The 300-nt window shown below is 68.0% G+C and carries 1 protein-coding gene; it reads right to left on the bottom strand.

Translation table 11 applies throughout. The features are described 5' to 3' along the window. A partial coding sequence (locus tag EN852_RS38995; protein ID WP_246694583.1) for an MATE family efflux transporter occupies positions 1-300 on the bottom strand: 300 nt, incomplete at both ends.

The raw sequence follows: 300 nt of genomic DNA, 5'->3' as shown, positions 1-300 counted from the left end.
GGCCGACGCGCACGGTGACCGCCTGGTTGAGGCCGAGCGGCACCATGAAGGAGATCGAGGCGATCTGGATGGCGATGGCGTGGGCGGCCAACGAATCCGCGTCGATCAGGCCCATCAGGAGCGCTGCCGCGTTGAAGATCGTCACCTCGAAGGCGAGGATGCCGGCGATCGGCAGGCCGAGCCTGAGCAACCCGCGGAAACGCGGCCAGTCGGCGCGCCAGAAGCGGCCGAACAGGCGGTAGCGGCGGAATTTCTTCTCGAGCATCACCACGGCCGCCAGGCCGGTGAACATCAGCGTGC

It is taken from the genome of Mesorhizobium sp. M2E.F.Ca.ET.209.01.1.1 (assembly GCF_004010375.2).
GTDB lineage: Bacteria > Pseudomonadota > Alphaproteobacteria > Rhizobiales > Rhizobiaceae > Mesorhizobium.
This window is presented reverse-complemented; position numbering and strand designations above follow the sequence as displayed.